This is a genomic window from Streptomyces sp. NPDC038200 (genome assembly GCF_055600785.1).
Genome location: NZ_JBVJYH010000001.1, coordinates 361,381 through 387,156, shown reverse-complemented (window position 1 = coordinate 387,156; position 25,776 = coordinate 361,381). Strand labels below are relative to the sequence as shown.

General features: G+C 72.8%; 21 protein-coding genes. 13 read left to right on the top strand and 8 right to left on the bottom strand.

Annotated features, from left to right (window positions below):
* Positions 1-61: 61 nt before the first annotated feature.
* The 4 genes from meaB to ACZ7KF_RS01625 form a co-directional block, all read right to left on the bottom strand.
* Positions 62-1,057 carry a methylmalonyl Co-A mutase-associated GTPase MeaB gene (gene meaB / locus ACZ7KF_RS01640; protein WP_471068250.1) on the bottom strand — a complete coding sequence of 332 codons (996 nt, stop codon included), beginning with the start codon at positions 1,055-1,057 and terminating at the stop codon, positions 62-64.
* A 5-nt stretch (positions 1,058-1,062) separates the two neighbouring features.
* On the bottom strand, positions 1,063-3,237 hold the full coding sequence (gene scpA, locus ACZ7KF_RS01635) for a methylmalonyl-CoA mutase (protein WP_471068248.1): 2,175 nt from the start codon (positions 3,235-3,237) through the stop codon (positions 1,063-1,065).
* Positions 3,237-5,045, bottom strand: coding sequence for a methylmalonyl-CoA mutase family protein (locus ACZ7KF_RS01630; RefSeq protein WP_471068245.1), 1,809 nt, complete (start codon positions 5,043-5,045; stop codon positions 3,237-3,239). The genes scpA and ACZ7KF_RS01630 overlap by 1 nt, the downstream gene beginning before the upstream one ends.
* Positions 5,046-5,391: 346 nt before the next feature.
* Entirely contained in the window at positions 5,392-7,110 is a 1,719-nt protein-coding gene (locus ACZ7KF_RS01625; protein WP_471069552.1) for a hypothetical protein, read from the bottom strand.
* Positions 7,111-7,388: 278 nt separating this feature from the next.
* On the opposite strand from ACZ7KF_RS01625, the gene ACZ7KF_RS01620 reads away from it, so the two are divergent.
* The 4 genes from ACZ7KF_RS01620 (at position 7,389) to ACZ7KF_RS01605 (ending at position 10,179) form a co-directional block, all read left to right on the top strand.
* Positions 7,389-7,778 (top strand): cell division protein SepF, encoded by a 390-nt coding sequence (locus ACZ7KF_RS01620; RefSeq protein WP_471068242.1) that lies wholly within the window; start codon positions 7,389-7,391, stop codon positions 7,776-7,778.
* 177 nt (positions 7,779-7,955) lie between these two features.
* Complete coding sequence (locus ACZ7KF_RS01615; RefSeq protein WP_471068239.1) at positions 7,956-9,152, top strand: AAA family ATPase; 1,197 nt, start codon at positions 7,956-7,958, stop codon at positions 9,150-9,152.
* A complete protein-coding gene (locus ACZ7KF_RS01610; RefSeq protein WP_471068236.1) occupies positions 9,149-9,526 on the top strand; it encodes a nucleotide pyrophosphohydrolase in 378 nt (125 codons plus the stop codon). Before ACZ7KF_RS01615 ends, ACZ7KF_RS01610 begins: the two co-directional genes overlap by 4 nt.
* Positions 9,527-9,693: 167 nt before the next feature.
* A complete protein-coding gene (locus tag ACZ7KF_RS01605) occupies positions 9,694-10,179 on the top strand; it encodes a DUF6099 family protein (RefSeq protein WP_471068233.1) in 486 nt (161 codons plus the stop codon).
* Between the two features lie 109 nt (positions 10,180-10,288).
* Here the strand turns inward: ACZ7KF_RS01605 and ACZ7KF_RS01600 are convergent, their stop codons facing one another.
* Positions 10,289-10,471 (bottom strand): hypothetical protein, encoded by a 183-nt coding sequence (locus ACZ7KF_RS01600; RefSeq protein ID WP_471068231.1) that lies wholly within the window; start codon positions 10,469-10,471, stop codon positions 10,289-10,291.
* A 238-nt stretch (positions 10,472-10,709) separates the two neighbouring features.
* Between ACZ7KF_RS01600 and ACZ7KF_RS01595 the strand changes: the two genes are divergently transcribed.
* On the top strand, positions 10,710-11,633 hold the full coding sequence (locus ACZ7KF_RS01595) for an LLM class F420-dependent oxidoreductase (RefSeq protein WP_471068228.1): 924 nt from the start codon (positions 10,710-10,712) through the stop codon (positions 11,631-11,633).
* A gap of 84 nt (positions 11,634-11,717) precedes the next feature.
* Here the strand turns inward: ACZ7KF_RS01595 and ACZ7KF_RS01590 are convergent, their stop codons facing one another.
* Positions 11,718-12,371 carry a hypothetical protein gene (locus ACZ7KF_RS01590; RefSeq protein ID WP_471068225.1) on the bottom strand — a complete coding sequence of 218 codons (654 nt, stop codon included), beginning with the start codon at positions 12,369-12,371 and terminating at the stop codon, positions 11,718-11,720.
* Between the two features lie 151 nt (positions 12,372-12,522).
* Positions 12,523-13,479, bottom strand: a complete 957-nt coding sequence (locus tag ACZ7KF_RS01585; protein ID WP_471068222.1) for a D-alanyl-D-alanine carboxypeptidase family protein — start codon at positions 13,477-13,479, stop codon at positions 12,523-12,525.
* Between the two features lie 135 nt (positions 13,480-13,614).
* Between ACZ7KF_RS01585 and ACZ7KF_RS01580 the strand changes: the two genes are divergently transcribed.
* The 8 genes from ACZ7KF_RS01580 to ACZ7KF_RS01545 all read left to right on the top strand — a co-directional run bounded on the left by ACZ7KF_RS01580 (position 13,615) and on the right by ACZ7KF_RS01545 (position 25,311).
* Positions 13,615-14,583, top strand: a complete 969-nt coding sequence (locus tag ACZ7KF_RS01580) for a hypothetical protein (RefSeq protein ID WP_471068219.1) — start codon at positions 13,615-13,617, stop codon at positions 14,581-14,583.
* Between the two features lie 89 nt (positions 14,584-14,672).
* Positions 14,673-16,136: a 3' terminal RNA ribose 2'-O-methyltransferase Hen1 gene (locus ACZ7KF_RS01575; RefSeq protein ID WP_471068216.1), complete on the top strand. Its 1,464-nt coding sequence runs from the start codon at positions 14,673-14,675 to the stop codon at positions 16,134-16,136.
* Entirely contained in the window at positions 16,133-18,676 is a 2,544-nt protein-coding gene (locus tag ACZ7KF_RS01570) for a polynucleotide kinase-phosphatase (protein WP_471068213.1), read from the top strand. The genes ACZ7KF_RS01575 and ACZ7KF_RS01570 overlap by 4 nt, the downstream gene beginning before the upstream one ends.
* A gap of 207 nt (positions 18,677-18,883) precedes the next feature.
* On the top strand, positions 18,884-20,731 hold the full coding sequence (locus tag ACZ7KF_RS01565) for a RiPP maturation radical SAM C-methyltransferase (protein ID WP_471068211.1): 1,848 nt from the start codon (positions 18,884-18,886) through the stop codon (positions 20,729-20,731).
* On the top strand, positions 20,728-21,267 hold the full coding sequence (locus ACZ7KF_RS01560) for a DUF5825 family protein (protein ID WP_471068208.1): 540 nt from the start codon (positions 20,728-20,730) through the stop codon (positions 21,265-21,267). The genes ACZ7KF_RS01565 and ACZ7KF_RS01560 overlap by 4 nt, the downstream gene beginning before the upstream one ends.
* Positions 21,268-21,445: 178 nt before the next feature.
* Positions 21,446-22,669: an arginine deiminase gene (locus ACZ7KF_RS01555; protein WP_471068205.1), complete on the top strand. Its 1,224-nt coding sequence runs from the start codon at positions 21,446-21,448 to the stop codon at positions 22,667-22,669.
* A 62-nt stretch (positions 22,670-22,731) separates the two neighbouring features.
* Positions 22,732-23,754 (top strand): ornithine carbamoyltransferase, encoded by a 1,023-nt coding sequence (argF, locus tag ACZ7KF_RS01550; protein WP_471068203.1) that lies wholly within the window; start codon positions 22,732-22,734, stop codon positions 23,752-23,754.
* 111 nt (positions 23,755-23,865) lie between these two features.
* Complete coding sequence (locus ACZ7KF_RS01545; RefSeq protein WP_471068200.1) at positions 23,866-25,311, top strand: amino acid permease; 1,446 nt, start codon at positions 23,866-23,868, stop codon at positions 25,309-25,311.
* On the opposite strand, the gene ACZ7KF_RS01540 is transcribed toward ACZ7KF_RS01545, so the two are convergent.
* A complete protein-coding gene (locus ACZ7KF_RS01540; RefSeq protein ID WP_471068197.1) occupies positions 25,271-25,723 on the bottom strand; it encodes an ATP-binding protein in 453 nt (150 codons plus the stop codon). The genes ACZ7KF_RS01545 and ACZ7KF_RS01540 overlap by 41 nt on opposite strands.
* Between the last annotated feature and the right edge of the window lie 53 nt (positions 25,724-25,776).

Genomic DNA, 25,776 nt, shown 5'->3' with positions numbered 1-25,776 from the left:
TCTCAGCGATCACGGCGGGCCGGTCCGGCGTCTCAAGGGCGGGGCGGGCCGGTCCGGCGTCTCAAGGGCGGGGCGTACGCTCCTCGAACGCCGCGAGGATCCGTTCCGCCGCCAGGGTCGCCGTCAACCGGCCTTCCCTGACCTGCTGTTCGAGGTCCGGCGCGGTCGCGCGCACCGCCGGGTCGGCGTGCAGCCGGCCGAGGAGTTCGTCGCGGACCATCGCCCAGGTCCAGCCGACCTGCTGGTCCCGGCGCTTGGCGGCCAGTCTGCCGGTGGAGTCCAGCAGGGTGCGGTGCTGTTCCAGGCGTTCCCACACCGTGTCCAGGCCCGTCGACTCCCGCGCGCTGCAGTGCAGCACCGGCGGCGTCCAGAACGCCTCCTTGCCGTGCATCAGCCGCAGCGCGCCCGCCAGCTCCCGGGCGGCGGCGCGGGCGTCGCGTTCGTGCGGGCCGTCCGCCTTGTTGACGGCGATCACGTCCGCCAGCTCCAGGACGCCCTTCTTGATGCCCTGGAGCTGGTCGCCGGTGCGGGCCAGGGTCAGCAGGAGGAAGGAGTCGACCATGTCGGCCACCGCCGTCTCCGACTGGCCCACGCCCACGGTCTCCACCAGGACGACGTCGTAGCCGGCCGCCTCCATCACCACCATCGACTCGCGGGTGGCCTTGGCGACCCCGCCCAGCGTGCCCGCGCTGGGAGAGGGCCGGACGAAGGCCGCCGGGTCGACCGCCAGCCGCTCCATCCTGGTCTTGTCGCCCAGGATGGAGCCGCCGGTACGGGTCGAGGACGGGTCGACGGCGAGGACCGCCACCCGGTGGCCCAGCGAGGTCAGCATGGTGCCGAACGCGTCGATGAACGTCGACTTGCCCACGCCCGGCACCCCGCTGATGCCGATCCGCCGGGCCCGGCCGCTGTGCGGCAGCAGCTCGGTGAGCAACTGCTGCGCCAGCGCCCTGTGCTGCGGCCGGGTGGACTCGACGAGCGTGATGGCGCGGGCCACCAGGGCCCGCCTGCCGTCGAGCACACCCTTCACATACGTGTCGAGGTCGATCGCTGCCATCGCCGCTACAGCTCGTGGCCGAGGTCGGCCGACAGCTGCTTGACCAGGTCGTGGGCCGCGTCCGGGATCACCGTCCCGGGCGGGAACACGGCCGTGGCGCCCATCTCCAGCAGCGTGGGCACGTCCTGGGGCGGGATCACGCCGCCGACCACGATCATGATGTCCTCCCGGCCCTCCTCGGCGAGTTGCTCGCGCAGCGCCGGTACGAGGGTGAGGTGACCGGCGGCCAGCGAGGACACGCCGACCACGTGGACGTCCGCCTCGACCGCCTGGCGGGCGACCTCCTCCGGGGTCTGGAACAGCGGGCCGACGTCGACGTCGAAGCCGAGGTCGGCGAAGGCGGTGGCGATCACCTTCTGGCCGCGGTCGTGGCCGTCCTGGCCCATCTTGGCGACCAGGATGCGCGGGCGGCGCCCCTCCGCCTCCTCGAACGCGTCGACCAGGGCCCGGGTGCGGTCCACGGACGGGGACTGGCCTGCTTCGTTGCGGTACACGCCGGAAATCGTACGGATCTGGCTCGCGTGCCGCCCGTACACCTTCTCCAGGGCGTCGGAGATCTCGCCGACGGTCGCCTTGGCGCGGGCCGCGCGCACGGCCAGCTCCAGCAGGTTGTCGTTGCCGTCGGCCGCCCGGGTCAGCGCGTCCAGCGCGTCCCGGCACACGGCCTCGTCCCGCTCCTCCCGCAGCCGCCGCAGCTTCTCGATCTGCTGGGCGCGGACCGAGGAGTTGTCGACCTTGAGCACGTCGATCTGCTCATCGGTCTCCACCCGGTATTTGTTCACGCCGATCACCGGCTGGCGTCCGGAGTCGATGCGGGCCTGGGTGCGGGCCGCCGCCTCCTCCACGCGCAGTTTCGGGATGCCGGCGTCGATGGCCTGCGCCATGCCGCCCGCCTGCTCGACCTCCTGGATGTGGGCCCAGGCCCTGCGCGCGAGGTCGTAGGTGAGCTTCTCGACGTAGGCGCTGCCGCCCCAGGGGTCGATGACCCGGGTGGTGCCGGACTCCTGCTGGATGAGCAGCTGGGTGTTGCGGGCGATGCGCGCCGAGAAGTCGGTGGGCAGCGCGAGGGCCTCGTCGAGGGCGTTGGTGTGCAGCGACTGGGTGTGGCCCTGGGTGGCGGCCATGGCCTCGACACAGGTGCGCGTGACGTTGTTGAACACGTCCTGCGCGGTCAGCGACCAGCCGGAGGTCTGCGAATGCGTGCGCAGCGACAGCGACTTGCTGTTCTTCGGGTCGAACTGCTTCACCAGCTTGGCCCACAGCAGCCGGGCCGCGCGCAACTTGGCGATCTCCATGAAGAAGTTCATGCCGATCGCCCAGAAGAAGGAGAGCCGGGGCGCGAACGCGTCCACGTCCAGGCCGGCTTCCCGGCCCGCGCGGATGTACTCCACGCCGTCCGCGAGGGTGTAGGCCAGCTCCAGGTCGGCCGTCGCACCGGCCTCCTGGATGTGGTAGCCGGAGATGGAGATGGAGTTGTAGCGGGGCATCCGCTGCGAGGTGTACGCGAAGATGTCGGAGATGATCCGCATCGACGGCTTCGGCGGATAGATGTAGGTGTTGCGGACCATGAACTCCTTCAGAATGTCGTTCTGAATGGTTCCGGCCAGCTTCTCGGGCGGTACGCCCTGTTCCTCCGCCGCCACGATGTACAGCGCCAGCACCGGCAGCACGGCGCCGTTCATCGTCATCGACACGGTCATCTTGTCCAGTGGGATGCCGTCGAACAGCTGCCGCATGTCGTAGATGGAGTCGATGGCCACGCCCGCCATACCGACGTCGCCGGTCACGCGCGGGTGGTCGCTGTCGTACCCGCGGTGCGTGGGCAGGTCGAAGGCGACCGACAGGCCCTTCTGGCCGGCCGCCAGATTGCGCCGGTAGAACGCGTTGGACTCCTCGGCGGTGGAGAAGCCCGCGTACTGGCGGATGGTCCAGGGCTGGTTGACGTACATCGTCGGGTACGGGCCGCGCAGATACGGCGCGATGCCCGGGTAGGTGCCCAGGAAGTCCAGGCCCTCCAGGTCACGCCCGGTGTACAGCGGCTTGACCCCGATGCCCTCCGGGGTCTCCCACAGCGGCTCGGCGCCTCCGGTGGCCCGCTCGACGGCCGCGCTCCACTCGCCGTCGGAGCCGTCGGTCACCGGGGCCCCCAGCTCGATGCCCGAGAAGTCGGGGATTCCCATCAGGACACTCCCATGCGGTCGAGGGTCGCGGACAGCACGTCCACGGCGTCACAGCCCGCGAAGACGTACGAGTCGATGCCGGGGTGGTCTCCCCGGCCCGCCAGGAACACATGCCTGGCACCGGCCGCGCGCAGCGACTCGGCGGTCTGCTCGGCCTGTTCGGCGTACAGGGCGTCGCTGGAGCACAGCACGGCCTCGGTCGCGCCGCTGTCCTCGAAGCGGCCCTCGGTGACCGGTTCGATGCCGCCCGCCTGGAAGAGGTTGGCGGCGAAGGCCGAGCGCGCGGTGTACGCGGCGGCGGGGCCGATCGTGGCGAGGAAGACCCGGGGCCGGGCGCCGGTCGCCGCCAGGTGGGCGTCGGAGCGGGCGCGCAGTTCCTCGTAGGCCTCGTCCCGGCGCACGCGCGGCAGACCGCCCGAGGGCGGCTCGGGTGCGGGCGCGCGCTCCACCGGCTTCTCGGCCAGCAGCGGGAACTCGCTGACCCCGGTGATGGGTTCGCGTCGCTTGGCGAGCTTCTTGGACCGCTCCGCCCAGGTCGTCGCCAGGTCGGTGCGGATGCGGCCGGAGCGCAGCACGGCCGGCTGGCCGCCGTCGCGCTCGACGGACCGGAAGTACTGCCAGGCGGCCTCGGCGAGTTCGTCCGTCAGCCGCTCGACGTACCAGGAGCCGCCCGCCGGGTCGATGACCCGGGCCAGGTGGGACTCCTCGATCAGGATGGAGGAGGTGTTGCGGGCGATGCGCCGGGCGAACGCGTCGGGCAGGCCGAGCGCGTGGTCGAACGGCAGCACGGTCACGGAGTCGGCGCCGCCCACTCCGGCGGCGAGGGTCGCGAGCGTCGTGCGGAGCATGTTCACCCACGGGTCGCGGCGCGTCATCATCACCGGCGAGGTCACGACGTGCTGCACCTGAGCGCCGGGAGCCCCGCAGACCTCGGCGACCCGGGCCCACAGCCGGCGCGCCGCGCGCAGCTTGGCGATCGTCAGGAACTGGTCCGCGGTGGCCGCGTAACGGAACTCCAGCTGGCCCGCCGCCTGCTCGACGCTCAGCCCCGACTCGGTCAGCTCCCGCAGATAGGCCACTCCGGTGGCCAGCGAGGCGCCCAGCTCCTGCGCGGCCGAGCCGCCCGCCTCGTGGTAGGGCAGTGCGTCCACGGTCAGTGCGCGCAGGCCCGGGTACTGCTCGGCGCAGCGGGCGGCCAGCGCGGCGAACGGCGCGAAGTCGAGCGCGGTGCCGGTACGGGCCTCGTACCCGAGCGGATCGCCGCCCAGATTGCCGCGTACGGCCTCGGCCGCCACGCCCTTGTCGGCACACAGCCGCAGCAGGGCCTCGGCGGCCTGCTCGGTGTCGCGGCCCGCGTCCAGGGCGACCGGGGCCAGGTCGAGGTAGACGCCGTCGAGGGCGCGGCCCAGCTCGGAGACCGGGATGCCGCCCTCGCCCAGTACCAGCCAGAGGGAGGTGCCGCCGTTCTCCAGGTCGGCGAGCACGGTGTCCGTCGCGCCGTCGGCGAGTGCCGTGTGCCGCTGCCGTACGTCCCAGCCGCTCGCGATGGCGCCTTCCGGGCGGCCGCCCCGCACGAACGGGGCGAAGCCCGGCAGACCGGGGTCGGGCGCGCTGTCGCGCGCGGTGTACAGGGGCCGGGTGCGCAGCCCGTCCTCCAGCGTCGTGGACAGGGCGTCCTCAGCTGCGGCGCCGGAGAGTTCCTTGCCCGACTTGCGCAGTACGCCCTCGACCAGGCGTTGCCACTGCTCATGCGTCGCGTCAGGGAACTCGGCGGCCAGGGGGAGCCCGTCGTCAGGCAGGACCGTCATGGCTGGGATGCTAGGCCAGGCCGGTGGAGCCTTGGCGGAGCACGGGCTGTGAGGTTTCTCTTCTTGCGGTGGTGACTTGCGCCGCTCCCGGAGGGGAACACGCTTTCCGCGGGCTCGGCGGGCCTCGTTCTCCGGGTCCGGTACGAGCGCGCACGGGGCCGCCCGCCGGCCGGGGCCCATGGAGTCGGCGAGGGCCCGCCGGGCGGTCCCGGTGAGCCGGGCGGAGGTCTCGCGCGGCAGGTCATGGGCCTTGTCGGTGGGGGCGACCGGCAACGCCCCGCTGGTCGCCGCCCACGGATCTGCGGCAGGACGCGCGTCCTGACCGCCGTGACGGCCGCGCTCCGCTTCACCCGGGCGGCTGCCCGACGCCCAGGTCGGCCCGCCGCACCTCCCAGGTCGACAGGGTCTGCGGGTCCGCCGTGAAGGCGCGCAGCCTGAGTCGGGTGCTCTTCCCCGCCGGCACCGCGAAACGGCCACCCGGCGCCCGGAGTTCGACGATCGCCGTGGTGTGCGCGGGCAGCGTGGCCGGGCCGCGCACCCGCGCCCAGTACCGGCTCATGCCTTGGCCGGTGGTGACCATGTAGTGCGGGGTGAGCGCGACGTCCTCGGTGTTGCCGACCCGCAGGGTCAGCCGGGACAGGCTCCGCGGCGAGGTGTGCCGGGTCGCCGTGACGTCCATGCGCAGCGGCGGTGTGCCCGTCGCCGCCAGGACCACGCCGGCCGCCGCGGGCGTCACCAGCGCCGCGACGGCCGCGCACAGCGCGGCCCGGCGGCGCGGTCCGGCCAGGGGCCGGGGCCGCGGCTGCCAGGCGTGGGCGAACTCCGGCAGGGGCGCGGTGACCGCCGCCGCCAGCCACAGCGGGGTCATCATCAGGTAGTAGCCGTCCTGGGACCGGGTCGCCAGATAGAAGGCGCACCAGGGCAGCACGGTCGCGGCCGGCCCGAGCCGCCGGACGAACAGCACGAACAACGCCAGCAGGGCGGCCGCGAGCAGCGCGCTCGCACGGCTGTACCAGTCGAGCCGGTCGCTGCCGTGGGTGAAGTACAGCGAGATGCCCACCAGGCCCTGGCCGTGCAGCACCGCGCCCTGCGTCAGCGGCAGGGCCACCCCCTCCAGCCACGGGCCGGGCTCGCGCACGACGAAGTACGCGTTGATCAGCAGCCAGGTCAGCGCCGCGATCCCGGTGATGCGCAGCACCACCCGTGCCGCCGCCCGGGCGCCCAGCTCGCCGCGGCGCACGGCGTAGATCCCGGCCAGCAGGAAGGGGGCCACGAACCAGGGCAACTGCTGGGCCGCGCAGGCGGCGCCCAGACACGCGGCCCGCGCGATCCCGGCCGCGCCCAGCCGGCCGCGCGCGCCGAGCCGGGGCCAGCGCACCACCACCGGCAGCAGCAGGGCGAGGCCGGTGATCGCCGGGTAGCCCTGCCGGGCGTACAGCGGCAGGAAGGAGAAGCCCAGGCAGACCGCCGTCGCGGCCGAGCGCCACGGCACCGGCAGCAGCCGCCACAGCGTCACCGTGCCCGCGATCAGCGTCCCCGTGGCCGCCGCCGTCGCCGGGGTGCCGCCGTGGCCCAGCCACAGCAGGGGCGCGGTGAGCAGCGGGGCCAGTGGGGGGTAGCCGTAGGTGAAGTCGTAGCCGCCGTCCATGGTCGGCGTCAGCGCGACGCCCTTGGCGTGGAACAGCCAGGGCCAGGGCCGGTCGTACACCGTGTGCCCGGCGACGAGTTCCCTGGCGGCCTGGGTGGTGAGGACGGCCTCGTCGCCCCCGCCGTGGTTCAGCGACCAGGCGCACAGGGCCAGGACGATCGCGGTCGCCAGCACCACCTGGTCCAGCCGGGCCAGCGAGCGCGTCCGGCGGACCGTCAGGGCGAGTACGCCGGTGACCAGGATCGAGGCGTAGCAGGCCGAGACGACCCCCGCGAGGGCCGGCTGGTGCGTGGCCGCCTGGGTCCACACCGAGCGCGTGCCGATGAACAGGCTCACGTCGGCGAGGAGCGTCAGCACGCGGTGCCACTGCGCGGGACCTTCCGGGGTCTGCGGACGGCCCCCCGGGCCGGCGGACACCGCCGACGATGTCCGCCGCTCGGGTGTCACCTGCTGTGTCTCTGCCACGTGCACGGCATCGGACGCTAGTGGCGGCGGGTGAGCGGGGAGCGGAGGCCGGTGAAGAGTCGGGTATGAGCGCGGTAAGGAGCCGACATTTCCACTCATACGGCTCAAGGACGGGTGGTGAGAGCCGGCCGAACCGGTCGCGCACCGTGTCGTTGTTGGGCCGAACGGGTGACTTGGCGTAAGAATTGGCTGGTGCAGGCAATGAGTGCAAGTCAGGTCGGGGGGAGCCGGTGAGCCGTTACGACGTCACCGATGAACAGTGGGAAGGGCTCGCCCAGGTCGTGCCGCTGCGGGGCCGGGACGCCTGGCCGTCCGCGGTGAATCACCGCTCGCTGCCCGACGCCGAGACCGAGACCCGGCGCCGGTTCGTGGTCCTGCGCGTCAACATCTTCGCGGACGCCAGGGAAGTCGCCGAGACCCTGATGGCCGGGGTGCCGGTCCTGCTGGACCTGTCCAGCGCGGAGGGGGACGTCGCCAAGCGCGTCCTCGACTTCAGCACGGGCGTGGTCTTCGGCCTGGGCAGCGGGATGCACCGGGTCGACCGCAACGTCTTCCTCCTCACCCCGCCCGGCACGGAGGTCAGCGGACTCATGGAGGGCGCGGGCATCTCGGGCGGCTGACCGGCGGCGCACCCGGCCGTCCCGGCGACCGGCGGTGACCGTGTCGCCGTCACCGCCGCCCACGTCGGCCCCGCCGGGTACGGGCCGGTCCCCGGCGGCGGGGGATCGTCCCCCGATCGTAGGAAGACCACCGCGCTGAAACGGTTCGGCGTGCGGGGGGAGTTCTACGGTCCGCATATGGCCGTGCCCTCCGTTTCCGCCGAGCCGCCGGCGGCCGACGCGCCCGCCGGGACCGTGCCCGCGCCGTCCCGCCCGTCCCTCGACCTCCGCGCCCGGATCACCGAGTTGCGGCTGTCGGCCTTCGCCGGGCACCGGCGGGCCGGCTTCCCGCTGGGGCCGCTCACCCTGTTCGCGGGGCCCAGCGGGGCGGGGAAGACGGCCGCGCTCACCGCGTACGAGGCGCTGGCGCGGCTCGGCGGCGGGGCCCCGCTCGCGCAGGCGTTCCCGGATCCGGCCGGCTGTGTACCGGAGCGGGCGCGTCCCGACGCCGAGGGCCGCCGGGGTTTCCGGATCGGATGTACGGCCGACGGCGCTCAGGGCCCGGTCCGGCTCGACGTCGCCGTCCAGGCCGAACCGGAGCTGCGGATCGTGGGGGAACGGCTGACCGCGCGCGGAGTCGTCCTGCTGGAGACCGCCCTGCGCGACCCCGGACGCCGGACGGTGCAGGCCGCCTGGCACACCGCGGGCTCCGCGCCGGTGACCCGCGCCCCGCTCCCCGACGACCGCCTGGGCACCGCACTGCTGCCGCTGCGCGTGGCCGGCAAGACGGACGGCCAGCGCCATGTGCTGGCCGCGGCCGAGCAGATGGTCGTCGCCCTGCGCTCCGTCTTCCCGTGCGATCCCCGCCCCGAGCACATGCGCGTCCCCGTCCCCACCGGATCCGGCCGGCTGCTCCCCGGCTGCGACAACCTCGCCGACGTGCTGTGGCGCACGCGTGCGGAGTGCGGCCGCCGGCACGGCCTGCTGGTCGAGGCGCTGCGCGCGGGATGTGCCGGCTCGGTGGCCGACCTGGTCGCCGAGCCGCTGCCCGACGGGACGGTACGGGCGCTGCTCGACCGCGGCGACGGCTTGCGCACCGAGATCTCCCGGCTCGGCGACGGCGAGCTGCGCTATCTCGCGCTGACGCTGGTGCTGCTGACCGGACCCGGCGTGCTGGACATGGACACTCCCGGCGAGGTGCCCGACGCCCTGCGGTCCCTCACCGTCCTCGCCGACGGCTTCGAGCGCGCCCTGGACCCGTCCCAGCGGCGGGAGTTGCTGCGGACGGCCGCGCGGATGGGCGAGCGCGGGCACATCCGCTGCGTGGCCGCGGTGAGCGACGCCTCCTGGGCCGCCGGAACGCCGGGTGTCACGGTGGTACACCTGAACCCGTGACGGAACACCCCGACCTGGCCCGACTCCAGCGCCGGCTGGCCGAGTTCGCCGCGGCGCGGAACTGGCAGCCCTACCACACGCCCAAGAACCTCGCCTCCGCCCTCTCGGTGGAAGCAGCCGAACTGGTCGAGATCTTCCAGTGGCTGACACCGGAGGAGTCCGCCCGGGTGATGGACGATCCCGGCACGGCGCACCGCGTCACGGACGAGGTCGCCGACGTGCTGGCCTACCTCCTGCAGCTCTGCGAGGTCCTCGGCGTCGACCCGCTGACCGCCCTCGCCGCCAAGATCGACCGCAACGAGCACCGGTTCCCGGTCCCGGGCCCCGGAGACCGGCAGGGCGCGGGCCCGGAGGACCAACAGGCGGACTCCTAGAGTCCGGTATTACTCTCCGGAGTCAAAAAGCGCACCGAATCCGAATTGTTGTCCGCAGATTTCGGTCTTCCTCTGGCTTTTCGCCCCATGGACCCTCACTCTGGGTAGTGAACAAGGGAGTTCAGGCGACCGTGCGAGACGGCACGGCGGACGGACGGGGGCACCGGATGGATGCGGTACGACTCATCCTCGCGAGCAGGCGAGCCCTGGCGCATGGCGCCGACGCGGCGGAGATGATGGCGGAGGTCTGGCAGGCGCAGGCCCTGGCGCAGGCGATCGGGAGCCGCCTCGCGGTCTCCGGCCCGCCGGAGCTGCGCGGTGAGGCGCTGGGGCTGACCGAGCTGGCGGGCCGGGGCTGCGGAGTGCTGGACCCGCCCGAACTGGACCCCGGGGACCTGCGCGCCGCCCAGCTCACCGAGCTGGACGACGCCCGCGAGACCCTGCTCTGCCTCTGCGGTCTGCTCGGCGAGGTGGGCATAGCCCTGGTCGGCATGGCCAGCGCCGCGGCCGACGAGACGACGTACTGGCAGTGCATGGAGGCGATCGACGCGGCCGACGAGTCCCGCGACCGGGTCCTGGAGATGCTGCGCAAGCTCGCGGCACGGGAGGAGATGCTGCCGGGGGACGTCCAGGACAGCCCGTCCGGGGTGTGAACGTCCGCGCAGGCCGGCACGCCTCATCGGCGGGCGCGTCTCATCGGCGGGCGTGCGTCATCGGCGGGCGCGCCTCATCGGCCGGCGCGGGAGCCGGAGGCCGCGGGGGTCAGCCCGCCTCGTCGGCCGCCCTCGGGCCCGGCGCCCCGGAGTGCAGGTCCTCCAGTGCCGACAGCTCCGCGTTCAGCGCCGCCATCAGCTCCTCCATCTGCTCCAGCAGCCCCTCCGGCCGGCCGGAGGATCGGCCGGACCGGTCGGCGGGTTCCCGCGGGGGGACGGACTCTTCGGACATGACGGCCTCCTCGGCCCCCGGCCCGGCAGGACCGGCGCGGTGACGCGCGACGGCGGCCACCGTCCGGCGCGGGCGCCGGACGGTCCGGCTCCGGCGGATCAACGATCACTTCCGGGGGCCGGTCACCGGCCCGGGGCGGGGCCCGCGGGCGGGGCGGGCGATTTTCACCCGACCGGGGACGGCCGTGCCGGACGGTACCGGCGAGGTGGAGGCGGTGGTCGCCGTGCAGGATAGGTGTATGGACCTTCGAATCTTCACCGAGCCCCAGCAGGGGGCTACCTACGACACACTGCTCACCGTGGCGAAGGCGACCGAGGACCTCGGGTTCGACGCCTTCTTCCGCTCCGACCACTATCTCCGGATGGGCGGCGCGGACGGCCTGCCCGGCCCCACGGACGCCTGGATCACGCTGGCCGGCCTGGCCCGGGAGACCAAGCGCATCCGCCTCGGCACCCTGATGACCGCCGGCACCTTCCGGCTGCCCGGCGTGCTCGCCATCCAGGTCGCCCAGGTCGACCAGATGTCCGGCGGCCGGGTCGAACTCGGCCTCGGCGCGGGCTGGTTCGAGGAGGAGCACAAGGCGTACGGCATCCCCTTCCCCAAGGAGAAGTTCGCGCGGCTGGAGGAGCAGCTGGCGATCGTCACCGGGCTGTGGGCGACCGAGGTGGGCAAGACCTTCGACTTCCACGGCACGTTCTACGACCTCACCGACTCGCCGGCGCTGCCGAAGCCCGCGCAGCGGAAGGTCCCGGTGCTCATCGGCGGCCACGGCGCGACCCGTACCCCGCGGCTCGCCGCACAGTACGCCGACGAGTTCAACATCCCGTTCGCCTCGGTCGAGGACAGCGAGCGGCAGTTCGGCCGGGTGCGGGCCGCCGCGGTGGAGGCGGGCCGCGCGGCGGACGACCTGACGTACTCCAACGCGCTCGTCGTCTGCGTCGGCAGGGACGACCAGGAGGTCGCCCGGCGCGCCGCCGCGATCGGCCGTGAGGTGGACGAGCTGAAGGCCAACGGGCTGGCCGGCTCCCCGGCCGAGGTCGTCGACAAGATCGGCCGGTACGCCGAGATCGGCTCCCGGCGGATCTACCTCCAGCTGCTGGACCTCGCCGACCTGGACCACCTGGAGCTGATCTCCGCCCAGGTCCAGTCCCAGCTGTCCTAGGGCCTCTCGTTTGGATCACGCCGGGCTCCCCGAGAGGGGCCCGGCCTTCATGCCGCTCCCGGCTGCCCCCGGGCCGGGAGCCGCTCAGAGATCCCGGGTCAGGAGACGTTCCCCGTCCCGGCTGAGGACCAGCAGGTTCCAGGCGACGCCGGCGTCCCCGTCGTCGCCGTCCCACCACCGCGTGAACGCGTCGGCGAGGCTCTCGGCGTCCGCCTTGCCGTCACCGGGGCCGTGGTCGCCGGTGAGTTCGACGTCGTAGGCGTCGTCGCCGAGACGGACCAGGACGACCCGGGTCGCCCTGGCCGCGGCATCCTTCGCGCCGTTCCGTGCGGCCCAGGACCGGAAGCGGGCCAGCAGATCGGGGTCCGTCTCGCGGCGGGTCACCGGATGGGCGGGCCGCCGGTGCGGTTCCCCGGAGACCCCGTGCCGGCAGCCGAGCACCCAGGCGCCGCGGTCCCGGTCCACCACCTGGCGGGGCCGGGCCGTGAGCGAGCGGCGCACACAACCGCCCCAGACGACCTCGCGGACCGCCGTTCCCTTGCCCCCGGACTCGTACAGCCCCTTGCCGGTGCGCCAGCCGGCGTCGTACGCCGCGACATGGGCCGGGACGGCCGGGCGGGCGGCGGACGGCGGCTGCCGCGCGCCGGTGTCGCAGGACACCGCGAGCACTCCCAGGGCCGCCAGGACGGCCGGTGCCCAGACACCTCGGCGTCTGCCGGCCGGATAGGTCGTCAACACGGTGCGTTCCCCCTCGAGGTCCTTGTCTCACCTGTCCGCCCGGTGAGAGGGCCGCCGGGCCGCTCGGGTTGCCCCCGCGGTCCCGGCGGAGTCCGCGCGGACTCCGCCGGGACCGGGACGCCGGGGGACGCGCCGGCCCCCCCGGTCCGGCTCAGCCGCGCTGGGCGAAGCCGTAGTCGAGGATCTTCGTCGCGTCCTTGAAGCGCTGGTCCGCCGAGGAGTCCGCGAGAATCGTGCCCACGATCGTCTTGGAGCCGCGGGTGGCCGCGAACACCAGACAGAACTTCGCCTCCGGTCCCGAGCCGGTCTTCACACCGAACGCGCCCCGGTACGAGCCGAGGAGCTTGTTGGAGTTGTTCCACGGCGTCATGGCGTGTGTGCCGCCGCCGGGCCGGTACGACCGCATGTCGTCGTAGACCTTCGTGCCGACGACCTTCTTGAACGTCTTGTTCTTCAGGGCGACCTGGGCCAGCTTGGCCAGATCGCGCGGCGAGGAGTGGTTCTTCCCGTTGGACACCCCGTCGAAGGAATCGAAGTGGGTGTTCTTCAGGCCCAGTTCGCGAGCCTTGCTGTTCATCTTGCCGATGAACGACTTGGTCCGCTGGGCCGTCGTCGAGCCCGTGCCGTAGGTGTCCGCCAGCGCGTAGGCCGCATCGCAGCCGGACGGCAGCAGCAGGCCGTAGAGCAGGTCGCCCACCGGCATCGAGTCGCCGAGGATCAGGTTCGCGCTGGAGTACCGCTGCGTGTGCGTCACCGGGTCGATGACGTAGTCGGTGTACTCCTTCTTGATCTTGACCTTCTTCTTGAGGTCCACGTTCCGCTGCGACAGCACCACGAGGGCCGTCATGATCTTCGTGGTGGAGCCGGTCCGCAGCTGGGCGTCCGGAGCCTTGTCGAAGAGCTTCTTGCTCGTGGCCGCGTTCATCGCGAAGGCGCCCTGGGCCTGCACCTGCGGCGCCGCGGCGACGGTCCGCGCGGCGGTGGTCGCCGGCCGTGCCGTGGCCGCGTGGGCCGGAGCGGTCGCGAGGACACCCGCGCTCAGGACGGCACCGGTCGCCAGTGCGGCGGCGGCTCTTCTCCGTACTCGGAATCCCTGGCCGATGGTCATGGTTCCCCCTTCTGTCACTGGTCAGTTGACGAGGGCTCACTCCATCAGTTCCGGGACCCGGGCGGCCATAACGGAGATCACATGCGCCTTCCGTGAACGCCTCGTGCCGGAACTGTGGGCTCCATCACAGCGCGCATGATCCCTGACTGGTCGTATGACCTGGTGCGTAAACTCCTCCCTCTCGTTCTCACCGGCCTGTTCGCCGTGTCGGCATGCCAGTTCGTCGGCGGTGACGATCCCGGTGACGAGGCCCACCGCCTCAACGCCATGAAGGCGTTCCCGTTGCACGCCTACCTCCCCGACGCGGGGTCGGCCGACGGAAAGGCCGTCGGCACGGCGCAGTGGATCGTCGCCCGGAAGTGCATGATCCGGCTCGGGTTCACCGGCTTCAAGACACTCGACATCAGGACGGTCGACGCGACGTACCCGGTGCGGCAGGGCACCCTCGCCGGCAGCAGCAAGCTCGGCGACGACAGTCCGTACGGCGTGGACGACCCCGACCTGGCGGCCGAGCACGGCTACCACGACCGGCCGCGGGACGAGGGCACCGACCAGGCCATGGAGTGGCCCGCCGACCAGTACACGGCGCTGACCGGCACCTTCGAGTCCGGCGAGAGCCACCAGGCGCACGGCAGGCCCATCCCCGAGAAGGGATGCATGGGCGAGGCGCTCCGGAAGATCGCCGGTCCCGAGCCCGAGCCGACCGAGATCGGCGGCATCAAGCTCACCGGCCACTACTCGGTCGCCGCGACCCTCTGGTACCAGGCGCACAAGGCGGCGACGAAGAAACCCGCCTGGAAGAAGGCCGACCGCGCCTGGTCGGACTGCATGAAGAAGGAGGGCTTCCACTACCCCGGCCCGGACGAGGCGTCCATCGACTCCGACTGGTTCGGCACCGACAAGGCGTCGGGCAAGGAGAAGGAGACCGCCGCCGCCGACGCCCGGTGCAAGCTCGACACCGAGTACATCCAGACGGTGCACGCCATCGAGAGCCGCGCGCAGAAGGACGCCATCGCCCGGCACAAGAAGGCCCTGGAGGACCAACGCGCGGCCGACGCGCGCACCCTGGCCAACGCCCGGAAGATCGTCGCCGGACAGTCCTGAGCACGGCGGCCGGCTCCGCGCACCCGGCCGCCCGCCGAGGCGACGAAAACCGGTGGTCGGAGCCACTCTGACCAGGGAGAATCGCCAGCATGTTCCTGACGATCTCCACCACCGGCACGGCCGGCCACCCGGCCACCGACCTCGGGTACCTGCTGCACAAGCACCCCGGCCGGGCGCAGGCCTTCTCCACCTCGTACGGCACGGCGCACGTGTTCTACCCCGAGGCGGACGCGGAGCGCTGCACGGCCGCCCTGCTGCTGGAGATCGACACGGTCGCGCTGGTCCGGCGGGGCAAGGGCAAGGGCCGCGGCGGCGCACCCGACGCGGCCCTCGCCCAGTACGTCAACGACCGCCCCTACGCCGCCTCCTCGCTCCTCGCGGTCGCACTGAGCACTGTCTTCTCCAGCGCCCTGCGCGGGGTGTGCAACGCCCGCCCGGAGCGGGCCGCCGCCCCGCTGCCGCTGCGCGTCGAGGTCCCCGCGCTGCCCGCCCGCGGCGGCCCGGAGCTGGTACGGCGCCTGTTCGTACCGCTCGGCTGGACCGTGACCGCCGACCCGGTGCCGCTCGACACCGCGTTCCCGGAGTGGGGCGACTCGCGGTACGTGCGGCTGGTGCTGGAGTCGGACCGGCTGACCCTCGCCGAGGCACTGCGCCACCTGTACGTGCTGCTGCCGGTCCTCGACGACGCCAAGCACTACTGGGTCGCCGCCGACGAGGTCGACAAGCTGCTGCGGGCCGGCGAGGGCTGGCTGGCCGGCCACCCGGAGCAGCAGCTGATCATCAACCGCTATCTCTCCCGGCGCTGGTCGCTGACCCGGCAGGCCCGCGAGCAGCTGGAGCTGGTGCGGCTGGCCGAGGCCGACGACAGCGCGGTGGAGGAGATCGACAACGCCGTCGCGCAGGAGGCCGAGGCGGAGGAGAGGCCCACCCCGCTCGCCGAGCAGCGCCGGGTGGCGATCCTGGCCGCGCTGGAGGCGTCCGGTGCCGCACGGGTCCTCGACCTCGGCTGCGGCCAGGGCCAGTTGGTGCAGGCGCTGCTGAAGGACACCCGGTTCACCGAGATCGTCGGCGTCGACGTGTCCGTACGGGCCCTGGCCATCGCCGGCCGGCGGCTCGGACTGGACCGCATGGGGGAGCGGCAGGCGGCCCGCGTCCAGCTCGTCCAGGGCTCCCTCGCCTACACCGACAACCGGCTCAAGGGCTATGACGCCGCCGTGCTCAGCGAGGTGATCGAACACCTCGACCTGCCCCGGCTGCCCGCCCTGGAGTACGCCGTGTTCGGGCACGCGCGCCCGCGCACGGTCGTCGTCACCACGCCGAACGTCGAGTACAACGTCCGCTGGGAGAGCCTGCCCGCCGGGCACGTCCGGCACGGCGACCACCGCTTCGAGTGGACGCGCGAGGAATTCCGCGACTGGGCGGGGACGGTGGCGGAACGACACGGCTACGACGTCGAGTTCGCCCCCGTCGGAGCCGACGACCCGGAGGTGGGACCGCCCACCCAGATGGCCGTGTTCACGAGGATCACCGAGAAGGAGGCGAAGGCGGCATGACCGGCACACAGCACAGGGGACGGGTCCTGCCCGTCACCGACCTCTCCCTCGTCGTCCTCGTCGGCGCCTCCGGCTCCGGCAAGTCCACCTTCGCCCGGCGGCACTTCAAGCCCACCGAGGTGATCTCCTCCGACTTCTGCCGCGGCCTGGTCTCCGACGACGAGAACGACCAGAGCGCGACCCGGGACGCCTTCGACGTCCTGCACTACATCGCCGGGAAGCGGCTGGCCGCCGGCCGTCGCACCGTCGTGGACGCCACCAGCGTGCAGCAGGACTCCCGGCGGCAGCTGATCGAGCTGGCGAAGAAGCACGACGTGCTGCCCATCGCCATCGTGCTGGACGTGCCCGAGGAGGTGTGCGCCGAGCGGAACGCGGCCCGCACCGACCGCGCCGACATGCCCCGCCGGGTCATCCAGCGGCACATCCGCGAACTGCGCCGGTCGCTGCGCCACCTGGAGCGCGAGGGCTTCCGCAAGGTGCACGTCCTGCGCGGCGTCGAGGAGGCCGAGAACGCCACCGTCGTCACCGAGAAGCGCTACAACGACCTGACCCACCTCACCGGCCCCTTCGACATCATCGGCGACATCCACGGCTGCTCCGCCGAACTGGAATCGCTGCTGGCGAAGCTGGGCTACGCGGACGGCGCCCACCCCGAGGGCCGCACCGCCGTGTTCGTCGGCGACCTGGTCGACCGCGGCCCGGACAGCCCCGGAGTGCTGCGCCGGGTGATGGGCATGGTGAAGGCGGGCCACGCGCTGTGCGTGCCGGGCAACCACGAGAACAAGTACGGCCGGTACCTCAAGGGCCGCAAGGTCCAGCACACCCACGGACTCGCCGAGACCGTCGCGCAGATGGAGGGCGAGAGCGAGGAGTTCAAGGCCGAGGTGCGGCAGTTCCTGGACGGGCTGGTCAGCCACTACGTCCTGGACGGCGGCCGGCTCGTGGTCTGCCACGCCGGCCTGCCCGAGAAGTACCACGGCCGCACCTCCGGCCGGGTCCGCTCGCACGCGCTGTACGGCGACACCACCGGCGAGACCGACGAGTTCGGGCTGCCGGTGCGCTATCCGTGGGCGGAGGACTACCGGGGCCGGGCCGCGGTGGTCTACGGCCACACGCCCGTGCCGGAAGCGACATGGCTCAACAACACCATCTGCCTGGACACCGGTGCCGTCTTCGGCGGCAAGCTGACCGCGCTGCGCTGGCCGGAGCGGGAGCTGGTCGACGTACCGGCCGAGCGGGTCTGGTACGAGCCCGCCAAGCCGCTGCGCACCGAGGCGCCCGGCGGGCACGACGGCCGGCCGCTGGACCTGGCGGACGTGCGCGGCCGCCGGGCCGTGGAGACCCGGCACGCCGGCATGGTGGCGGTCCGCGAGGAGAACGCGGCGGCGGCCCTGGAGGTCATGAGCCGCTTCGCGACCGACCCGCGCCTGCTGCCGTATCTGCCGCCGACCATGGCACCCACGGCGACCTCACAGGTGGACGGCTACCTGGAGCACCCCCAGGAGGCGTTCGCGCAGTACGCGCGCGACGGCGTCGCGCGGGTCGTGTGCGAGGAGAAGCACATGGGCTCGCGCGCGGTGGCGCTGGTGTGCCGGGACGCGGAGGCGGCGCGCCGGAGGTTCGGCGTGGACGGCCCCACGGGATCGCTGTACACCCGTACCGGCCGGCCGTTCTTCGACGACGAGACGGTGACCGAGGAGATCCTCGGCCGCCTGCGCTCGGCGATCACGGACGCCGGACTCTGGGACGAACTGTCCACCGACTGGCTGCTGCTGGACGCCGAGCTGATGCCGTGGTCGCTGAAGGCCACGGGGCTGCTGCGCGGCCAGTACGCGGCCGTGGGCGCCGCCGCCTCGGCGGTGTTCCCCGGTGCGCTCGCCGCGCTGGAGGCGGCGGCCGGGCGCGGCGCCGACGTGGCCGGACTGCTCGCCCGGCAGCGGGAACGGGCGGCCGACGCCGACGCGTTCACCGCCGCCTACCGGCGCTACTGCTGGACCACCGAGGGCCTGGACGGCGTCCGGCTGGCCCCCTTCCAGCTGCCGGCGGTCCAGGGCCGCAGCCTCGCCGGGCTGCCGCACGACGAGCAACTGGCCCTGATCGACCGGCTGGTGGAGCACGACGGCAGCGGACTGCTGCAGACCACCCGGCGGCTGTACGTCGACACCGGTGACCCCGAGTCGGTCCGCGCGGGCGTCGACTGGTGGCTGGAGATGACCGGCCGGGGCGGCGAGGGCATGGTCGTCAAGCCGCTCGGCGCGCTGGTCCGCACCCCGGAGGGTCGGCTGGTGCAGCCCGGCATCAAATGCCGCGGCCGTGAGTACCTGCGGATCATCTACGGTCCGGAGTACACCCGGCCGGACAACCTCGACCGGCTGCGCCGGCGGTTCCTGAACCACAAGCGGTCGCTGGCGCTGCGCGAGTACGCCCTCGGCCTGGAGGCCCTGGACCGGCTCGCCGACGGGGAGCCGCTGTGGCGGGTGCACGAGGCGGTGTTCGGGGTGCTGGCGCTGGAGTCGGAACCGGTCGACCCGCGCCTGTAGGCCCCGCCCGCGGCACCACCTCCGTCACACAACGCCCTTGTGCCGCACACACATCCGTCCATATCGTGGACGGCCGTGCGGCACAGGGGTGTGCGCACGCCATGAGGGAGTGGTGGCCGTGGAGATCAAGAAGGTCGTGGTCCGCGAGGACCGGCAGAGCACCTCCCGCCGGCCGGCCATCCTGGAGAAGCGGCCGACCCGCTGAGCATGCGCGTCCATCTGGTCACGATGCCGTGGCACCCGCTCGACCTGCCCTCGCTGCAACTGGGCCTGCTCAACCGGATCGTGCGGCAGACCCGCCCCGGCGACGAGGTGAGCGAGTTCCACGGCTCCCTGCGCTGGGCGGAGTTCCTGCTGGAGCACTCCGGCGGCCGGCTGTTGCCGGGGGACTGCGTGGAGGTCGGCAGCGACGCGATCTTCCACGGCCTCGGCGACTGGGTCTTCTCCGGCGTCCTGTACGACGACCCCGGCTGGGGCGTGGCCCGGCTCCGGGACTACGCGGCCCGCCGGGGCGTCCCCATCGACACGGCCCTGGCGATGCGCCCGTACGCGGCCGCCTTCATCGACGCCTGCGCCACCGAGGTGCTGGCCGCCGAGCCGGACGTCGTCGGATTCACCACCACCTTCATGCAGAACGTGCCGTCCCTCGCCCTGGCCCGCGAACTCGGACGCAGACTCCCCGGGCTGACGGTCGTCCTCGGCGGCAGCAACTGCGACGGCCCGATGGGCCACGCGCTGCACCGCAACCACCCCTTCGTCGACCACGTGGTGCGCGGCGAGGCCGAGTACGCCTTCCCCGCCCTGCTGCACCACCTCCAGGAGGGCACCGACCCCGTGGACGTCCCCGGCCTGTGCTGGTGGGACGGCACGGAGTCCCGCGCCAACACGGAGACCCGGCGGACCGTGGCCCCGGCCGACATCCCCTCGCCCGACTACGACCAGTGGCAGGCCGCCCTCGACGCCTCCCCGGTCCAGGAGTACCTCCACCCGAAACTGGTCGTGGAGGGGGCCCGGGGCTGCTGGTGGGGCGAGAAGCACCACTGCACGTTCTGCGGACTGAACGGCTCCTCGATGGCCTTCCGCGCCAAGCCGGGGGAGCGGCTGTGGACGGAGATCGACCGGCTGGTGCGCCGCCACCGCCTCCTCGACGTGGTCACCGTCGACAACATCATCGACATGGCCTACTTCCGCGACTTCCTGCCCCGCGTCGTGGAGAGCGGCTGGGACCTGCGGCTGCACTACGAGGTCAAGTCGAACCTGACACCCGCCCAGCTCCGGCTCCTCGGCGACGCCGGCACGGTGCACATCCAGCCCGGCATCGAGAGCCTGGGCAGCCGCGTCCTGGACCTCATGGCCAAGGGCGTCACCGGCGCCCGCAACGTCCGCACGCTGCGCGAGTGCGAGAACCACGCCCTGACCTGCTCCTGGAACCTGCTGTACGGCTTCCCCGGCGAGACCGCCGACGACTACACCCCCGTCGTCGACCAGCTCCCGGCGCTCGTCCACCTCCAGCCGCCGAGCGGTGCCCACCGCATCCAGCTGGAGCGGTTCAGCCCGCACTTCACCGACTCCGGCCTCGGCTTCGGCAAGCGCCGGCCGGCCGAGATGTACCAGCACGTCTACGACCTGCCCGAGGACGAACTCGCCGATCTGGTGTACCTGTTCGACACCGAGCCCGCGGGCATCTCCGGAACGGTCGAGCGGCGGCTGACGGAAGCGGTGGCCGCCTGGCGGGCCGGGCACGCCGGCTCCCGGCTGCTGTTCGAGGAGGACGGCACGGAACTGCTGGTGCACGACCGCCGGCACGGCCGCCCGCCCGCCACCCACCGCTTCACCGGCTGGCGTGCCGCGGCCCTGCGTCACCTGGAGGACGGCAGGACCGTAGCCGCGCTGCACCGGCTGCTGGCCGCCGACGGCCACGAGGTGCCGGCCCCGGACCTGGACGCCTGGGTCCGACAGGCGTTCTCCCTGGGCCTGTTGTTCCGGGACGGCGTCACCCATGTCGCCCTGCCGACCTGGGGCGAGCCGGTCCGGCTGCCCGAGGGGGCCGGATGAACGGGCTGCCCGGCACCGTGCCGCACCGGCGCGGCGGGCGCGAGGTCGAAGCGGCCGTGCCCCTGGACATCAGCGGCACGGGACGCGGGACGGCGGAGGCGGTGCGGTTCCTGCGCGAGTGCCAGAGCCTCGCTCTCCGGGTGAGCTGGCGGGCGACGGGCACCCCGGGCTACGACCTCCGTGTGCTGCGCCATCTGCCCCCGCCCACCGAACTGCCCGCGGACCCGGGTGTGCTGGCGGCCTGGCGGGCGGACCACAGCCACGGCGCCCTCTACCACCGGCGCGGCCCGGACTTCGTCACGGTCCTGGACCGCAGGGAGCGCGGCACGGCCGTCCGGCTGACCCTGGACCACCCCGTCCTGCTCGCCACGTTCCTCCGGCTCCTGGCGCCCACGCCCGTCGACGCGCTGGACACGGCGGAGCGGGAGGCGCTCGGGCTGCTCACCGCCGAGCGGCTGGTGCTGGCCGGCGGCGGCTGGGCGGTGACCCTGCCGCCGCGCCTCCGGCAGTGGCCCGTGCCCTGCACCGCGATCTGAGCCCGCCGCCCTCCGGCCGGCCCGCGGCTCCGCACCGTGATCCGGCCCCGCCGCCCGCCGGCCGGACCGCGCCCGCTCCCAGTGCGCCGGGGGTGAGCCGAGGGGGAGGGCGAAATCCGGTGGTGCGGAAACCGCCGAGCCGGGGGTGAAGCGCCACGCCGGTGGTCAGGATGGAGGCATGGGATTCCACGTCGACTCCGAGGCCGGGCGGCTGCGCCGCGTCATCCTGCACCGGCCGGATCTGGAGCTCAAAAGGCTCACCCCCAGCAACAAGGACGCCCTGCTCTTCGACGACGTGCTCTGGGTGCGCCGGGCGCGCGCCGAGCACGACGGGTTCGCCGACGTCCTGCGCGACCGCGGCGTCGTCGTCCATCTCTTCGGGGACCTGCTCGCCGAGACCCTGGCGCTCCCCGAGGCCCGGGCGCTCGTCCTGGACCGGGTCTTCGACGAGAAGGAGTACGGCCCCCTCGCCACCGACCACCTGCGCGCCGCCTTCGACCGGATGACCCCGGACGAGCTGGCCGAGGTCCTGGTCGGCGGCATGACCAAGCGGGAGTTCCTGGACGCCCACGCCGAACCGGCCTCGGTCCGCTTCCACGTCATGGAGCTGGACGACTTCCTGCTGCCCCCGCTGCCCAACCACCTCTTCACCCGTGACACCTCGGCGTGGATCTACGACGGCGTCTCCATCAACGCCATGCGCCGGCCCGCGAGGCAGCGCGAGACCGTCCACTTCGAGGCGATCTACCGCCACCATCCGCTGTTCCGTGACGAAACGTTCCGGATCTGGTCCCGGGGGCAGGCGGACTACCCCTCGACCATCGAGGGCGGCGACGTCCTGGTCATCGGCGACGGCGCCGTGCTGATCGGGATGAGCGAGCGCACCACCCCGCAGGCCGTGGAGATGCTGGCGCACAAGCTGTTCGCGGCCGGCTCGGCGCGCACCATCGTCGCGCTCGACATGCCCAAGCGGCGTGCCTTCATGCACCTCGACACGGTGATGACCATGGTCGACGGCGACACCTTCACCCAGTACGCCGGGCTCGGCATGCTGCGCTCGTACAGCATCGAGCCGGGCGTCGGCGAGCGGGAGCTGAAGGTCACCGACCACCCCCCGGAGCACATGCACCGGGCGATCGCCGCCGCGCTCGGCCTCGGGGAGATCCGGGTGCTGACCGCCACGCAGGACGTGCACGCCGCCGAACGCGAGCAGTGGGACGACGGCTGCAACGTCCTCGCCGTGGAACCCGGGGTGGTGGTCGCCTACGAACGGAACTCCACCACCAACACCCATCTGCGCAAGCAGGGCATCGAGGTGATCGAGATCCCCGGCAGCGAGCTGGGCCGGGGGCGGGGCGGACCCCGGTGCATGAGCTGTCCCGTGGAGCGAGACGCTGTATAGAAATGTGAGTGGTCGTATAGACTTCCATAGTCCGTCGTAGTCGTACCCCTGGAGCGCCCGCCATGGCGACAGTCCCGACCGCCCTCGCAGGCCGCCACTTCCTCAAGGAGCTGGACTTCACCGAGGAGGAGTTCCGCGGCCTGGTCGAGCTGGCCGCCGAGCTGAAGGCCGCCAAGAAGGCCGGGGCCGAGACACGGTACCTGCGGGGCCGCAACATCGCGCTGATCTTCGAGAAGACCTCGACGCGCACCCGCTGCGCGTTCGAGGTCGCCGCCGCCGACCAGGGCGCCCACACGACCTACCTCGATCCGTCCGGCTCGCAGATCGGGCACAAGGAGTCCGTGAAGGACACCGCCCGGGTACTGGGCCGGATGTACGACGCCATCGAGTACCGGGGCGACAGCCAGGCCAAGGTCGAGGAGCTGGCCGCCCACGCCGGAGTGCCCGTCTACAACGGCCTCACCGACGACTGGCACCCCACCCAGATGCTCGCCGACGTGCTCACCATGACCGAGCACAGCACCAAGCCGCTGCGGGAGATCGCCTTCGCCTACCTCGGCGACGCCCGTTTCAACATGGGCAACTCCTACCTGGTCACCGGCGCCCTGCTCGGCATGGACGTACGGATCGTCGCCCCGAAGTCGTACTGGCCCGCTCCCGAGATCGTCGACCGCGCCCGGGCGCTCGCCGACGCCGGCGGCGCCCGCGTCACGCTCACCGAGGACCTCGCCGAGGGCGTCCAAGGCGCCGACTTCGTCGCCACCGACGTCTGGGTCTCCATGGGCGAACCCGGAGAGGTGTGGGGCGAGCGGATCGCGGCCCTGGCCCCCTACGCCGTGACCATGGACGTCCTCCGCGCCACCGGCAACCCGGACGTGAAGTTCCTGCACTGCCTGCCGGCCTTCCACGATCTCGGCACCGCCGTGGGACAGCGGATCCACGAGACGTACGGCCTGCGTTCCCTGGAGGTGACGGACGAGGTCTTCGAGTCCCCCCACTCGGTCGTCTTCGACGAGGCCGAGAACCGCCTGCACACCATCAAGGCGGTGCTGGTCGCCACACTCGCCCGGGAAAGCCTTGCCTGACCGGCCTCACCTGGCCTTATCCTGACCGGCGGCCCGGAGCCACCCCTTCCGGTGCCGTCGCCGCGCCCGTACGAGGGGCGCCCGCACCACCAGAAACGAGCACCACCCGCAATGCCCGCTCCCCGCATCAAATCCCCGCACCTGCTCGTCGCCGAATCCGGCGCCGACCGCGAGGGACACGGCCTGAAGCGCACCATGGGCCTCTTCCAGCTCATCTGCTTCGGCGTCGGCGCCATCGTCGGCACCGGCATCTTCGTCGGTCTCTCCGACTCCGTCGCCAAGGCCGGTCCCGCCGTCGTCGTCTCCTTCGTCCTCGCCGCGATCACCTGCGTCTTCACCGCGCTCTCCTTCGCCGAGCTGGGCGGCGCCATCCCGGTCTCCGGCTCCTCGTACTCCTTCGCCTACGCCGGCCTCGGCGAGTCCACCGCCTTCCTCGTCGGCTGGTGCCTGCTGCTGGAGTACGGCATCTCCATCTCGGCCGTCGCGGTCGGCTGGAGCCAGTACGTCAACGAACTGCTGCACAGCCTCACCGGCTGGCAGCTCCCGGCCGCCCTGTCCGCGGGCCCCGGCGACGGCGGCATCGTCAACCTCCCCGCCGTGATCGTCATCGCCATGGCCTCCGTGCTGCTGGTGCGCGGGGTGCGGGAGAGCGCCCGGGCGACCGCCGCCATGGCCGCGGTGAAGCTCGTCATCCTGCTGGCCTTCTGCGCCATCGGCTACAGCGCCTTCCGGGACGGCAACCTCACCCCGTTCTCCCCGGCCGGCCTCGGGGGCATCGGCGCGGGCACCACCGCCGCGTTCTTCTCCTACATCGGCTTCGACGCGATCACCACCGCCGGCGAGGAGGCGAAGAACCCGCGCCGGGACATCCCGGTCGCGATCCTCGTCTGCATGGGGCTGGTCACCCTGCTGTACTGCGCGGTCGCGCTCGCCGCGATCGGCGCCATCGGCGGCGACCAGGTCGCCGGCCGCCCCGCCGCCCTCTCCTACGTCGTCAACGAGGTCACCGGCTCCACCGTCGGCGGCGGTGTCGTCGCCTTCGGCGCGGTCGTCGCCATCGCCTCCGTGGTGCTCGCCGTGATGTACGGCCAGACCCGCATCCTGATGTCGATGTCCCGGGACGGCCTGATCCCGCGCGTCTTCGAGAAGGTCTCCCCGAGGACCTCCACGCCGGTCGCCGGCACGCTGATCGTCGCGGTCGTCTTCGCCGTCCCGGCGGCCTTCGCCTCCCTCGACGCCGTGATGAACCTGTGCACCATCGGCACGCTCGCCATCATGGCCGTCGTCAACATCACGGTGATCGCCCTGCGCCGCCGCGAGCCGGGCCTCGCCCGCAGCTTCCGCGTGCCGCTCTACCCGGTGGCCCCGCTGCTCGGCGTCGGCTTCTGCCTGTACCTGATGTACGAGACCGGCTGGACGACCTGGATCCAGTTCGCCGTGTTCCTCGCGGTGGGACTGCTGGTCTACGGCGTCTACGGCCGCCGGCACTCCACGCTGGCGCGCCCGGCCGCCGAGGTCACGCCGGCCGTCGCTGAGCGGGAATCACAGGCAGTCTGAACCACACCGCCTTGCCCGACGGGGTGGGGCGGTGACCGCAGGAGGAGCTGAGGGCGCGGATCAGCAGCAGCCCGCGCCCGCCCTCCTGCCACACGTCGGGCTCCTCGATCACCGGTCGGGTCAGCTGGCCGGGCGGCGCCGGGTCCGGGTCGTGCACCTCGACCTGGCAGCCGGTCGGCCGCAGCTCCACCACCAGCTCGATCGGGCCGCGCCCGGCGGTGTGCTCCACCGCGTTGGCCACCAGCTCGGCGGTGAGCAGCTCCGCCGTGTCGCAGTCCGCCGCGTGCTCCACCTCGGTGAGAGCCGAGCGCACCAGGGCACGCGCCACGGGCACGGCCGCCGTGGTGTGCGGCAGCGCGATGCGCCAGGAGGCCGATTCGGCGGGGCGTTCGTGCAAGGCGAGTCCGTTCATGGAGCAGGCTGTCCTGCTTTCGACTGTAGGAATGGTACGGGCCCGGCCACAGC

Bases quoted from the DNA above. Each gene is read 5' to 3' on its own strand.
- ACZ7KF_RS01605 (WP_471068233.1), top strand. From the start codon at position 9,694: ATGGATGCGGTACGACTCATCCTCGCGAGCAGGCGAGCCCTGGCGCAT.
- ACZ7KF_RS01555 (WP_471068205.1), top strand. From the start codon at position 21,446: ATGGGATTCCACGTCGACTCCGAGGCCGGGCGGCTGCGCCGCGTCATC.
- ACZ7KF_RS01600 (WP_471068231.1), bottom strand. From the start codon at position 10,471: ATGTCCGAAGAGTCCGTCCCCCCGCGGGAACCCGCCGACCGGTCCGGC.
- argF (WP_471068203.1), top strand. From the start codon at position 22,732: ATGGCGACAGTCCCGACCGCCCTCGCAGGCCGCCACTTCCTCAAGGAG.
- ACZ7KF_RS01580 (WP_471068219.1), top strand. From the start codon at position 13,615: ATGATCCCTGACTGGTCGTATGACCTGGTGCGTAAACTCCTCCCTCTC.
- ACZ7KF_RS01615 (WP_471068239.1), top strand. From the start codon at position 7,956: ATGGCCGTGCCCTCCGTTTCCGCCGAGCCGCCGGCGGCCGACGCGCCC.
- ACZ7KF_RS01545 (WP_471068200.1), top strand. From the start codon at position 23,866: ATGCCCGCTCCCCGCATCAAATCCCCGCACCTGCTCGTCGCCGAATCC.
- ACZ7KF_RS01585 (WP_471068222.1), bottom strand. From the start codon at position 13,479: ATGACCATCGGCCAGGGATTCCGAGTACGGAGAAGAGCCGCCGCCGCA.
- ACZ7KF_RS01540 (WP_471068197.1), bottom strand. From the start codon at position 25,723: ATGAACGGACTCGCCTTGCACGAACGCCCCGCCGAATCGGCCTCCTGG.
- ACZ7KF_RS01570 (WP_471068213.1), top strand. From the start codon at position 16,133: ATGACCGGCACACAGCACAGGGGACGGGTCCTGCCCGTCACCGACCTC.
- ACZ7KF_RS01560 (WP_471068208.1), top strand. From the start codon at position 20,728: ATGAACGGGCTGCCCGGCACCGTGCCGCACCGGCGCGGCGGGCGCGAG.
- ACZ7KF_RS01630 (WP_471068245.1), bottom strand. From the start codon at position 5,045: ATGACGGTCCTGCCTGACGACGGGCTCCCCCTGGCCGCCGAGTTCCCT.
- ACZ7KF_RS01565 (WP_471068211.1), top strand. From the start codon at position 18,884: ATGCGCGTCCATCTGGTCACGATGCCGTGGCACCCGCTCGACCTGCCC.
- ACZ7KF_RS01575 (WP_471068216.1), top strand. From the start codon at position 14,673: ATGTTCCTGACGATCTCCACCACCGGCACGGCCGGCCACCCGGCCACC.
- scpA (WP_471068248.1), bottom strand. From the start codon at position 3,237: ATGGGAATCCCCGACTTCTCGGGCATCGAGCTGGGGGCCCCGGTGACC.
- meaB (WP_471068250.1), bottom strand. From the start codon at position 1,057: ATGGCAGCGATCGACCTCGACACGTATGTGAAGGGTGTGCTCGACGGC.
- ACZ7KF_RS01595 (WP_471068228.1), top strand. From the start codon at position 10,710: ATGGACCTTCGAATCTTCACCGAGCCCCAGCAGGGGGCTACCTACGAC.